The 11,649-nt window shown below is 67.0% G+C and carries 8 protein-coding genes and 2 pseudogenes; 7 read left to right on the plus strand and 3 right to left on the minus strand.

The window, feature by feature from the left end:
• Positions 1-6: 6 nt before the first annotated feature.
• A complete protein-coding gene (locus ACLP25_RS02650) occupies positions 7-525 on the plus strand; it encodes an endonuclease dU (RefSeq protein WP_442467695.1) in 519 nt (172 codons plus the stop codon).
• Here the strand turns inward: ACLP25_RS02650 and ACLP25_RS02655 are convergent.
• Positions 509-1,015, minus strand: a pseudogene (locus ACLP25_RS02655) (dihydroxy-acid dehydratase domain-containing protein); the annotation flags it as partial. The gene ACLP25_RS02650 and the pseudogene ACLP25_RS02655 sit on opposite strands and share 17 nt — an antisense overlap.
• A gap of 403 nt (positions 1,016-1,418) precedes the next feature.
• Here ACLP25_RS02655 and ACLP25_RS02660 point away from each other — a divergent pair.
• Both ACLP25_RS02660 and ACLP25_RS02665 read left to right on the plus strand, forming a co-directional pair.
• On the plus strand, positions 1,419-4,880 hold the full coding sequence (locus ACLP25_RS02660; RefSeq protein WP_442467689.1) for an indolepyruvate ferredoxin oxidoreductase family protein: 3,462 nt from the start codon (positions 1,419-1,421) through the stop codon (positions 4,878-4,880).
• Positions 4,881-4,882: 2 nt separating this feature from the next.
• Positions 4,883-5,584: an SDR family NAD(P)-dependent oxidoreductase gene (locus ACLP25_RS02665; RefSeq protein WP_442467696.1), complete on the plus strand. Its 702-nt coding sequence runs from the start codon at positions 4,883-4,885 to the stop codon at positions 5,582-5,584.
• Between the two features lie 27 nt (positions 5,585-5,611).
• Here ACLP25_RS02665 and ACLP25_RS02670 read toward each other — a convergent pair whose 3' ends face one another.
• Together ACLP25_RS02670 and acnA are read right to left on the minus strand one after the other, a co-directional pair.
• Positions 5,612-5,806, minus strand: coding sequence for a hypothetical protein (locus ACLP25_RS02670; RefSeq protein WP_442467690.1), 195 nt, complete (start codon positions 5,804-5,806; stop codon positions 5,612-5,614).
• A gap of 630 nt (positions 5,807-6,436) precedes the next feature.
• A pseudogene (gene acnA, locus ACLP25_RS02675) lies at positions 6,437-9,148 on the minus strand (aconitate hydratase AcnA).
• Positions 9,149-9,268: 120 nt separating this feature from the next.
• On the opposite strand from acnA, the gene ccmA reads away from it, so the two are divergent.
• The 4 genes from ccmA to ACLP25_RS02695 all read left to right on the plus strand — a co-directional run bounded on the left by ccmA (position 9,269) and on the right by ACLP25_RS02695 (position 11,540).
• The gene (gene ccmA / locus ACLP25_RS02680) at positions 9,269-9,892 is read left to right on the plus strand and encodes a heme ABC exporter ATP-binding protein CcmA (RefSeq protein WP_442467691.1); all 624 of its coding nucleotides are present in this window, start codon (positions 9,269-9,271) and stop codon (positions 9,890-9,892) included.
• 310 nt (positions 9,893-10,202) lie between these two features.
• The gene (gene ccmB / locus ACLP25_RS02685) at positions 10,203-10,871 is read left to right on the plus strand and encodes a heme exporter protein CcmB (RefSeq protein WP_442467692.1); all 669 of its coding nucleotides are present in this window, start codon (positions 10,203-10,205) and stop codon (positions 10,869-10,871) included.
• 34 nt (positions 10,872-10,905) lie between these two features.
• Entirely contained in the window at positions 10,906-11,223 is a 318-nt protein-coding gene (locus ACLP25_RS02690; protein WP_442467693.1) for a nucleotidyltransferase domain-containing protein, read from the plus strand.
• Entirely contained in the window at positions 11,220-11,540 is a 321-nt protein-coding gene (locus ACLP25_RS02695) for a HEPN domain-containing protein (protein ID WP_442467694.1), read from the plus strand. The genes ACLP25_RS02690 and ACLP25_RS02695 overlap by 4 nt, the downstream gene beginning before the upstream one ends.
• Positions 11,541-11,649 lie beyond the last annotated feature (109 nt).

The raw sequence follows: 11,649 nt of genomic DNA on the forward strand, positions 1-11,649 counted from the left end.
GCTTCTATGCATATCCCGAAAAAAGGTCTCCGTGCGCTCTGCAACGCGGAGAGCTATGCCGGCCGTGAGCATTCGACGCTTGCCGGGATCGTGATGCGCAAAGACCTCATAACAGATGGTTGCGCATTCTCCCGCGTGACAGTAGGCGGCATGGATGCAACTGACGGGATCCTCCGGATCGTTCATACCCTCGGCCGTCGGGACATCAACGTGATCCTCCTCTCGGGCTGCGTGATCGCCTTTTTCAACATCATTGACCCCGGGCGGGTGTTCGAGTGCACGGGTCTGCCGGTGATCTGTGTGACCTACGAGGAGTCTGCGGGACTCGAAGGAGATATCCGCCACCATTTTCCCGGGGATACCGCACGGCTGGACGCGTACCGCCGCCTTGGCACACGCACCCCCCACATCCTGCCGGACGGCCAGACGATGTATCTCCGCAGCTGGGGGCTTGATCCTGCGGACGCAGGCCTGCTCTGCACGGCATTTACCTGCGATGGAAAGACTCAACCATCGCGTCGATGAGATCTACCTTGCGGGCGCCGGTCGAAAGCTTGACCTTGCCGGCCTCCATCGGGCCGCCGGAGACAAATACGGCCGGGACGTTGAGGCGCAGCGCCGCCATCAGCATGCCGGGGGTGATCTTGTCGCAGTTCGAGATGCAGACGATCGCGTCGGCGCAATGGGCATTGACCATATATTCGACGCTGTCGGCGATCACTTCGCGCGACGGCAGCGAATAGAGCATCCCGTCATGGCCCATGGCGATGCCGTCGTCGATGGCGATGGTGTTGAACTCCTTGGCGACGCCGCCTGCCGCCTCGACCTCCCGCGCCACGAGCTGGCCGAGGTCCTTCAAATGGACGTGACCCGGGACGAACTGGGTGAAGGAATTGGCTATGGCGATGATAGGCTTACCGAAATCGCCGTCCTTCATGCCCGTTGCGCGCCATAGGCCGCGTGCTCCGGCCATGTTGCGGCCGTGTGTCGAAGTACGAGAGCGATAGGTCGGCATGAGGGGCCTGCTGGGGGAAGGGCGGCGCGGTTCGACGCCGGTGAGTTCTCTTTTCGCACTTTTGGGCCACAGCCAGCAAGGGTCGGCGGCCGCTGTCGCTCGAAGGCTTGCGGGGAGGCTTGTCTGGCTGTCGGCTTTTCTGCGCAATGGGGGCAATCCGGCGATATCCACGAAACCACGTCGAACTGCAAGCAAGCTTTTCTCCGTCAAGAGATTGCTCCCGCCACGAAAGCTTTTCGTCGACGGGAACCGTGCGCTCCTCGGCCGACGCGTTCGACATCGCGGCCGTTCGGCGCTACCCTGCCGGAGCTGGCGACGCGCCCTCGGGCTTGCCGGGCGCGAACGCGCGCCGAGAAGCGGAGGGACGTCCGACAGACATCATCCGAACGCGGGAGGAGGCTCTATGGCCGTTGCGCTTGCCCGGTCCGAGGCCTCGCTTGAGGATCGCTGGGCCGCGCCCGAGGGTTGGTTTTACATGACCGGCATGCAGGCGCTAGTGCGCCTGCCGATCCAGCAACGCCTGCGCGATGCGGCGGCCGGACTCAACACCGGCGGCTATGTATCCGGATATCGCGGTTCGCCCTTGGGCCGATACGACATCGAACTCTGGCGCGCCCAGCCGATGCTCCAGCGCCTGAACATCGTCTTCCGCCCGGGGCTCAACGAGGATCTCGCCGCGACCGCCATCTGGGGGGCGCAGCATGTCCCAAGCTTTCCCGGCGCGACGGTCGATGGGGTGTTCGGGATCTGGTACGGCAAGGGACCCGGGGTCGATCGGTCGGGCGACGCGCTGCGCCACGCCAACTTCACCGGGACGTCGCCTTTGGGCGGCGCGCTGGCGCTCGCCGGCGACGACCACGGCGCCAAGTCGTCGACCGCGGTCAATTTCTCCGACACGTCGTTCGTCGCGGTCGGTATGCCGGTCCTTTATCCCTCCAACACCCAGGAACTGATCGACTTCGGTCTGCACGGGATCGCGATGTCGCGCTTCTCCGGCTGCTGGGTCGGCATGAAGGTCGTCACCGACGTCGCCGAGGGCGGCGGCACGGTCTATGTCGGCCCCGATCAGGCCCCGATCGTCGTCCCGGACCGGCCGAGCAACCCGCCGGGCGGCTTTGGCGCGCGGACGATCGACACGGCGCCCATGCAGGAGGAGCGGCTCTATGGCCACAAGCTGCCCGCCGCCCTCGCCTATGCTCGCGCCAATGGGCTCAACCGGATCGCGTCCAATCCGAGCGGCGCTCGGGTTGGCGTCGTCGCGGCGGGCAAGGCCTGGCAGGACCTTTTGCAGGCGCTCGGCAATCTCAAGCTCGGCGAGACGGGCGCTGCGCTCGACCTGCGCCTTCTCAAGGTCGGCTTGGTGTGGCCGCTCGATCCAGCCGTCGTCCGGGAGTTCGCCGAAGGCCTCGACCTCATCGTGATCGTCGAGGAGAAACGACCGCTCCTCGAGGATCAGATCCGCGCGATTCTTTACGGCGCGGCGAATGCGCCGCGACTCGTGGCCAAGTATTTCGACGGGCCCGTGTTCGATCCGGCCCACGGGGACCTAGCCATCCCCAATTACGGCGAGACGTCGCCCGAGCTTGTCGCGGAGACCCTGGTCCGGGCTTTGCGTCGGCGAGATCCGGGTTGCGGCCTGAGCGTTTCCGCCGCGCCCGAAAAGAGGCTCAGCAACCGGCCGGCGCCGGTCAGAAGCCCGGGATTTTGCGCCGGCTGTCCCCACAACCGCTCGACCCGAGTGCCGGAGGGAAGCCGCGCGCTCGCCGGCATCGGCTGCCATACCATGGCGATGTTCGTGAACCCGATGCAGACGACCACCGTCTCGCACATGGGCGGCGAGGGGGCGATGTGGCTCGGCCAGCAGCCCTTCACCAACGACGGCCATGTGTTCGCCAACCTCGGCGACGGAACCTACGCCCACTCGGGCGTGCTCGCGATCCGCCAGGCGGTCGCGGCCGATATGCCGATCACCTACAAGATTCTCTACAACGGCTTCGTCTCGATGACCGGCGGCCAGCCGATCGAAGGCGGCATGACGCCGGCGCAGATCCTGGCCGAGCTCGCCGCCGACGGCGTCAAGAAGTTGGCGCTCGTCGTCGACGATCCGGAACGTTACGTCGGCGTTCCGCTGCCGCCCGGGGTCAGCATCCGCCATCGCGCCGCAATGGACGAGGTTCAGCGCGAGTTCCGCGACTACAAGGGCGTCTCGGTCATCCTCTACGATCAGCCCTGCGCGACCGAACGCCGCCGCTTACGGAAGCGCGGCAAATGGGCGGACCCGGCGATCCGCACCTTCATTCACCCGGAAGTGTGCGAGGGCTGCGGCGATTGCGGCAAGGTGTCCAACTGCATGGCGATCGAGCCGCTCGAGACCGAGTGGGGCCGCAAGCGCCGGATCAACCAGTCGAGCTGCAACAAGGATTTCTCCTGCGTCGACGGGTTCTGCCCGAGCTTCGTCACCGTCCACGGCGGCAAGTTGCGCAAGCCCGAGGCTGCGGCGCCCAGCGCCCTGCCGCCGGTTCCCGAGCCGGCGCTACCGGACATGGGCGAGCGCTTCAGCGTGCTCATCGCCGGCATCGGCGGCTCAGGGGTCGTCACAGTGAGCCAGACGCTCGCGGTCGCGGCCTATCTCGACGGGCTTTTCTCCTCCAACCTCGACCTGACAGGCCTTTCCCAGAAATACGGCGCCGTCACCGCCCATGTGCGGATCGCCCGCAAGGCCGAGGCGCTGCATGCGACCCGGATCGCGTCCGGGGAGGCGGACGCGCTGATCGGCTGCGACCTGATCGTGGCGGCCGGCGACGACTGCCTCACGAAACTCAACCCGACGACGCGCGCCGTGATCGACGCGGATCTCGTTCCGACCTCCGAATTCGCCCGCAATCCGGACTGGAGCGTCGACCGCGAGGCAATGATCGAGCGTCTGACGTCCGCTCTCGGGCGCCGGGCGCTCGTCCTCGACGCGCAGCGCCTCGCCAAGGACCTCCTCGGCGACGCGATCGCAGCGAACCTCTTCATGCTCGGCGCCGCCTGGCAGCGGGGCCTGATCCCGGTCAGCCGCGCTGCGATCGAGCGGGCGATCAAGCTCAACGGCGTCGCGATCGAGGCCAACAAGCTGGCCTTCGAATGGGGGCGCCGCGCCGCTCATGACCTCTCCGCGGTCGAGAAGCTGGCGGCGCCGAGCCGGCCGGCGCCCGGACCGCCGCCTTCGCTCGACGCGCTGATCGAGCGGCGCGCGGCGCATCTCAGGCAATCGCGCGGCGCAAAGGACGCCGAGCGCTATCGCGCGCAAGTCGAGCGGGTGCGCGCCGCCGAACGGAGCGCGTCCTTGGGCGAAACGCTGACCGCGGCTGTCGCGCGGTCCTACCACAAGCTTCTCGCGGTGAAGGACGAGTGGGAAGTCGCCCGGCTGTTTGCAGCGCCGGAATTCGCAAGCGCGCTCGGCGAAACCTTCGAGGGCCCCTACAAGCTGCATGTCCATCTTGGCGTCTGGCCGTTCGCACGGCCCGATCCCGCGACCGGCGTCATGGGCAAGGGCGACGCGGGGCCATGGGCGATGACGGCTTTCCGCCTGATGGCGAAGCTCCGGTTCCTGCGCGGCACATGGCTCGACCCGTTTCGCTCGAGCCACGAGCGCAAGCTCGAGCGTCGGCTCCTCGCCGAGTTCGAGGCCGACGTCGAGGACGTGCTGGGGCGGCTCAACGCAGCCAATCACTCGGCGGCGGTCCGCCTGCTCAGCCTGCCCGAGACGATCAAGGGCTACGGTCGGGTCAAGGAAGCAAGCGCGGCGGAGGCGGCCAAAGAGCGCGCCGCCGCGCTGAAGCGGCTCAATGCAGAAAAGCCTGCAATGGAGGAGGCGGCATGACGTTGAAAGGCAAGACCATTGTGGTGACTGGGGCATTCGGCGCTCTCGGAGCGGCCGTGGCGGAAGCGGCGTCCCAAAGCGGGGCGTCGGTGGCGGCGCTCGACTACGCTGCTTCGCCGCCGGCCGGCCTCGCCGACCGGCTCGGGCCGGCGGCGTTGCTCCTCGGCGGAATCGACCTCGCTTCGCCCGAGGGCGCCGAGCGGGCGATGGCAGAGGTCAAGCGCAAGTTCGGGCGGATCGACGCGCTCATCAACATCGCCGGCGGCTTCGCTTGGGAAAAAATCGCGGACGCGCGGAACGACGACGCCTGGGAGCGCATGTTCGCGATGAACCTGAAGACGGCGCTGAACGCCTCCCGGGCGACCATCCCCCATTTCCTGGAAACGGGCGCGGGCCGGATCGTCAACGTCGGCGCGGAGGCGGCCATTCATGCGGCGGAAGGCATGGGGCCTTACGCCGCCAGCAAGGCGGCCGTGCACCGGCTGACCGAAAGCCTCGCGGAGGAGCTGAAGCTCATGGGCGTGACGGTGAACGCGGTCCTGCCTTCGACCATCGACACGGCACTCAATCGCAAGGAGATGCCGAACGCCGACTTCAGTCGCTGGGTCTCGCCGGCCGAGCTCGCCGCCGTCATGCTGTTCCTGGCCTCCGACGAAGCGAGCGCCGTGACCGGGGCGCTGATCCCGGTCACCGGCCGCGTTTGAGCGCCGGAGGACGCAGCGCGGCGCGCGTCAGGCCGCGCAGCAGTCGTCCTCCGCGAACGCGGCGTCCCGGTGCGCGATCGCCAGCGCGACGTCCCCGTTCATGAGCGCGGCGATCATTTCGGCTGCGGCCGCATCGACGCAGCTTGCGATCCGGCGCCGGTGATCCCGCCCGTCGACCACGACCCACGGGCCATCCTCGATCTGAACGACTGAAAAGCGCATTGCCATCTCCACTGTCGCGTTCGTTCTGTATCGAACTGGGTAACCTGGGGCGCGCCGGTGCAAACACAGCGCCACGGCCCGGCCCGCCGAAAGCATGGGTCGTCCCCAACTTTTGGCTGGCTCAGGGTGCGAGGATTCCGGTGATCTCCGGCGGCGTTGCGCCCGTTTTCGACATCATCCAGCGTGGGTGCGCAATTAGGGTTTCTACGTAGCGGCCAAGTGCGGGGCGCCCCCGCACGTTCAACCGACGAGCTGCCGCCCGCGATCGGAGCCGACGCGGCTCTGCCTGACGGCGGCAAGAGGGTTCGCGTCAGCCTAGGAAAGGCTCCGACCGCTAACAGACGCCGACGACGAAATTGGCCGACCTCGTTCCATGGCCTCTGGAAAGTGGTGGCGAGCGATGACCGCACAACCGCATGGCTTTTCCAATTTCGTCGTCTCCAAGCCTTACCTTACCTCCGGACCGACCGGCCGCGCGCTCCGTCAGCGCGGCGGCAGGCGGTCGAACGCCGGCAGGCCTTCGGGATCACATGAAAGGCCTGCTGTCGGCGACACGATTGTACGCCGAGGCTAACCGCCTTGCCCTTCACCCTGCCCTCTCCCCGCAAAGACGGGGAGAGGGTTCAAGGGCTACGCCGCGAGCTGCCGCAGCACGTAGGACAAAATGCCGCCGTTGCGGAAGTACTCAAGCTCGTCGAGCGTGTCGATGCGGCAGGTCAGCGGCACGCTGAAGACATCGCCGTTGGAACGCCTGATCTCGGCGTGCAGAGTCTGGCGGGGCTTCAGAGTGTCGCTGAGCCCGTGAATTGACACCGTCTCGTCGCCGATGAGGCCGAGCGTCTGCCAGCTCGTTCCGTCCTCGAACACGAGCGGCAGCACGCCCATGCCGACGAGGTTCGACCGATGGATGCGCTCGAAGCTCTGGGCGATGACGGCGCGGACGCCGAGGAGCTTGGTGCCCTTGGCCGCCCAGTCGCGCGAGGAGCCGGTGCCGTATTCCTTGCCGGCGAACACGACCAGCGGGACCTTCTCGGCCTCGTACTTCATCGCCGCGTCATAGATGGCGAGACGCTGGCCAAACGGCTGATGGACCGTGTAGCCGCCCTCGACCACGTTCCCAGATTCGTCCTTCACCATCTGGTTCTTGATGCGGATGTTGGCGAAGGTACCGCGCATCATCACCTCGTGGTTGCCGCGCCGCGTGCCGTACTGGTTGAAGTCGGCCGGACGGACCTGATGCTCAGTCAGGTACCGGCCCGCCGGGCTCGCCGCCTTGATCGAACCCGCCGGCGAGATGTGGTCGGTGGTGATCGAATCGAGGAAGAGCGCCAGCACGCGCGCGTTCTCGATGTCGGAGACAGCTACGGGCGTCTGGGTCAGGCCCTCGAAGTAGGGCGGGTTCTGGACGTAGGTCGAGCCCATGTCCCAGGAATAGGTCAGCCCGGCCGGCGCCTTGACCTTGCGCCAGTTGGCGTCGCCGTCGAAGACGCTCGCGTATTTCGTCTTGAACATTTTCGCCGTGATGACCGAATCGACGAGCCGATGCACCTCTTCGGTCGTCGGCCAGATGTCGGCGAGATAGACGTCCTTGCCCTGCTTGTCCTTGCCGAGCGAATCGCGGGTGAGATCGACGTTCATCGAGCCCGCGAGCGCGTAGGCCACGACCAGGGGAGGCGAGGCGAGATAGTTGGCGCGCACATCCGGATTGACTCGGCCCTAGAAGTTGCGGTTGCCGGACAAGACCGAGGTCGCGACCAGATTGTGCTTCGAGATCGCGGCGGAGATTTCCGGCGCGAGCGGGCCGGAATTGCCGATGCAGGTCGTGCAGCCGAAGCCGACGATGTTGAAGCCGAGCTTGTCGAGAGGCTTCTGCAGCTCGGCCTCCTTGAGGTAGTCCTGCACGACCTGGCTGCCCGGCGCGAGCGAGGTTTTCACCCAGGGCTTCACGGTCAGGCCCTTCGCGACCGCGTTGCGCGCGACGACGCCCGCCGCCAGCATCACGCTCGGATTCGAGGTGTTGGTGCACGACGTGAACGCGGCGATCACGACGTCGCCGTTGCCGAGGTCGTAGTTCGTCCCCTCGACTTTATGACGCACGGTGAGCGCATCGGGCTGCTTGAACTCGATCGTCATCGCGTGCTCGAAGCCGCTCTTGGCCGCGGTCAGCTCCACGCGGTCCTGCGGACGCTTGGGGCCGGCGAGCGAGGGCACGACCTCGCCGAGGTTGAGTTCGAGCGTGTCGGTGAAGACCGGATCCGGCGTGGCGCGGGTGCGGAAGGTTCCCTGCGCCTTGGCATAGGCCTCGACGAGGGCGATGCGAGACGGCTTGCGGCCGGAGGACTTGAGATAATCGAGCGTGTGCGCGTCGATCGGGAAAAGCCCGCAGGTCGCGCCGTACTCGGGCGCCATGTTGGCGAGGGTCGCGCGGTCGGCGACCGACATGGCGTTGAGGCCAGGGCCGTAGAACTCGACGAACTTGCCGACCACGCCCTTCTTGCGCAGCATCTGGGTGACGGTGAGCACGAGATCGGTCGCGGTGACGCCGTCCCGCAATTCCCCATCGAGCTTGAAGCCGATCACCTCGGGCAGCAGCATCGACAAAGGCTGGCCGAGCATCGCCGCCTCGGCCTCGATGCCGCCGACGCCCCAGCCGAGTACGGCGAGGCCGTTGACCATGGTGGTGTGGCTGTCGGTGCCGACCAGCGTGTCCGGATAGGCCATGTCGACGGTCTTGCCGTCCTTCTTCTCCTTGGAGGTCCACACCGTCTGGGCGAGATATTCCAGGTTGACCTGGTGGCAGATGCCGGTGCCGGGCGGGACGACGGAGAAATTGGAGAAGGCCTGCTGGCCCCACTTCAGGAAGCGGTAGCGCTCCTGGTTCTGCTCGTATTCGCGCGCCACGTTCTGGCCGAGCGCCTTGGACGTGCCGGCGAAATCGACCACGACCGAGTGGTCGATCACGAGGTCGACGGGGACGAGCGGGTTGATCTTGCTCGGGTCGCCGCCTAGCGCAGTCATGGCGTCACGCATGGCGGCGAGGTCGACGACCGCGGGCACCCCGGTGAAATCCTGCATCAGCACGCGCGCCGGCCGGAAGGCGATCTCGTGTTCTTTTTTGCCCTTGTTGTGCAGCCAAGCCGCGACCGCCTCGATATCCTCCTTGGTGACGCTGCGGCCGTCCTCGTTGCGCAGCAGGTTCTCGAGCACGATTTTCAGCGAGAACGGCAGCGACGAGACGCCTTCCAGGCCGTTCTTCTCCGCGGCCTTGAGCGAGAAGTAATCGTACGTTTTCGCCCCCACGGTCAACGACTTGCGGCATTTGAAACTGTCGAGGCTGGCCATGCGGGCGCTCCGAAAATGCGGGGGGTAGAGTCGGCGGCTTATAGAAAACTTCCCGAAGCCGCGCTACACAAACTATCGTCGAACGAGGCGACCCATGACGGCGCTTTCCATGGAGAATCAATGCGTCTCAGGGCGTGGGACCTGGCGATGGAGCGCGGCGGGCGGCGGCTGTTTTCGCAGCTGAGCTTCGAGGCGGAAGCGGGGTCGGCGCTGATCGTCACCGGGCCGAACGGGGCCGGAAAATCGAGCCTGCTCAGGGGGCTCTGCGGCTTCTTGCCGTTCGCGGCCGGCGGATTCGCCCTCGACGGGGGCGACGCCGAGCGAACGGTCGGCGAAGAGGCGCATTATCTCGGCCACCTCGACGCCTTGAAGGGGGCGCTCACCGCCGGCGAGAATCTCGCCTTCTGGGCGGGCGCGCTCGGCGGCGATCCGGGGCGCGAAGCCTGCCGCGCGGCGCTCGTGAAGGTCGGCCTCGCGCATGTGATCGACTTTCCCGCCCGGGCGCTGTCGGCCGGGCAGAAGCGACGGACGGCGCTCGCGCGGCTCTTGGTCGCCCGACGGCCGCTGTGGCTGCTCGACGAGCCGACCACGGCTCTCGACGCCGCCGCTCAAGGCGCCTTCGCCGAGATCGCGGAGGCGTTCATGGACGAGGGCGGGATCGTGGTCGCCGCGACCCATGCGCCGCTGGGACTCGCACGGGCGCGGGAGCTGCGGATCGGCGCGGCGGAGAGGGTTGCGGGGTGAAGGTGGGACTCACTGTCGTCCGAGGCTTCGCGTTGCGTCCGCCCTCCAAGTCCGCCGCAGACTCGGCGCGTGCGGTTAGCGTCCCCGCCCCCCTTGTGGGGGCGGGACAGGGTGGGGGGTCGCGCCGACCCTTCGGAGTACGGCAGCCAAGGCGAGGTGGGTTCCCCGCTAGGGTGAAAGGCACGGTGCCACCCCCCTCCCTTTCCACCCCCCCCATAGGGCGTCCGGAAGGACGCCCGTCTGTCGACGGGCTATGGGGGGAGGAGCGCGCACTGCGGACTCAGGTGTGTGCTCGCAGCGCAGCGGCGCCATGACCCCCGTCTTCGCCCTCTTCGCGCGCGAATGGCGCGTCGCGCGGCGCATCGGCGGCGGCGCTTCAGTTGGCGCGGTGTTCTTCCTGATCCTCGTCGCGATCATGCCGTTCGCAATCGGACCGGACCTCAATTTGCTGGCGCGCCTCGGCCCCGCGATCCTGTGGATCGCTGCGCTGCTTGCGACCCTGCTTGGTCTCGATCGCCTCTTCCAGGCCGATCACGACGACGGTTCGCTCGACGTGATGATCAACGGCCCGCTGCCGCTGGAGCTGGTGGCGCTGATCAAATGCGCCGCCCACTGGACGACGAGCGCGCTGCCGCTGATCGTCGTTTCGCCCGTCTTCGGCCTGATGCTCGGCATGGCGCCTCAGCCGCTCGCGCTCGTCGTCGCGACGCTCGCCGCCGGCACGCCGGCCTTGACCATGATCGGCGCGATCGGCGCGGCGCTGACGGTATCGCTGCGGCGGGGTGGGCTTCTCATGGCGGTGCTGGTGCTGCCGCTGACGATTCCGGTGCTGATCTTCGGCGTCGCGGCGGCCTCGGCGGCGAGCGGCGGCGCGACGCCGTTCTTGACGCCGTTCCTGATGCTTTGCGCCATCTCGCTCTTCGCCATCGCCGCCGCGCCCTTCGCAGCCGCGGCGGCGCTGAGGCATGTGAGGGAGTAGCGAAATCGGAGCTCGCTTATGGTATGGGTCGCCGATGGACGCTCTCAACGATCCCGTCCTCGCTCGCCTGCGCGCCGCGCTCGACAAGGCCTACGGCGCATGTGTTGAGCGCGTGGTTCTTTTTGGGTCGCGGGCGCGGGGAGACGCAGGACCGGACTCCGACTACGACGTAGCGGTTTTCTTGACCAAGCCAGACAGCTTCTGGACCGAGAGCAGCCGTCTGGCCGAAATCGAGACCGACATTCTGTTTGAGACGGGCGCCGTGATCAACGCGCTGCCCTTCGCTGCCGAGGCCAGCAAAGCGCTCGATCCTTTGATGCGCGAGATCGAGCGCGATGGGCGCGCCCTGTGACCGATACGCCGCACGCTTACCTAGAAAAGGCCCGCCGATCGCTTGAAGAGGCTCGCGCCGTCGCAAGAATCGACCTTTTCGAGGCAACAGGCCGGGCAGCGTATCTCGCGGCCTTTCATTCGGCGCAGGCTTTGATCGTCGCTCGAACCGACAAAGTCGCGAAAACGCACTCGGGCGTGCGTAGCGAATTTGCTCGCCTGACCAGGAACGACCCTCGCCTTGACCGCAAGCTGAGTTCCTTTCTGGCGCAGGCGTACAATCTGAAGGTCGTCGCGGATGACGCCGTCGGATCACATACGATCCTAGCAGCACGGTGACGAAGTCCCGTTTTTCAGCTTGAGGGCGGCGCGGCGACGATGACGACGAGCGCGGCGAATTCGCCGTCGACGGTCACGATCAGGCCGAAGGCCAGCGCTGCGTCGGTTT

The sequence above is a fragment of the Roseiarcus sp. genome, assembly GCF_052145395.1.
GTDB lineage: Bacteria > Pseudomonadota > Alphaproteobacteria > Rhizobiales > Beijerinckiaceae > Roseiarcus.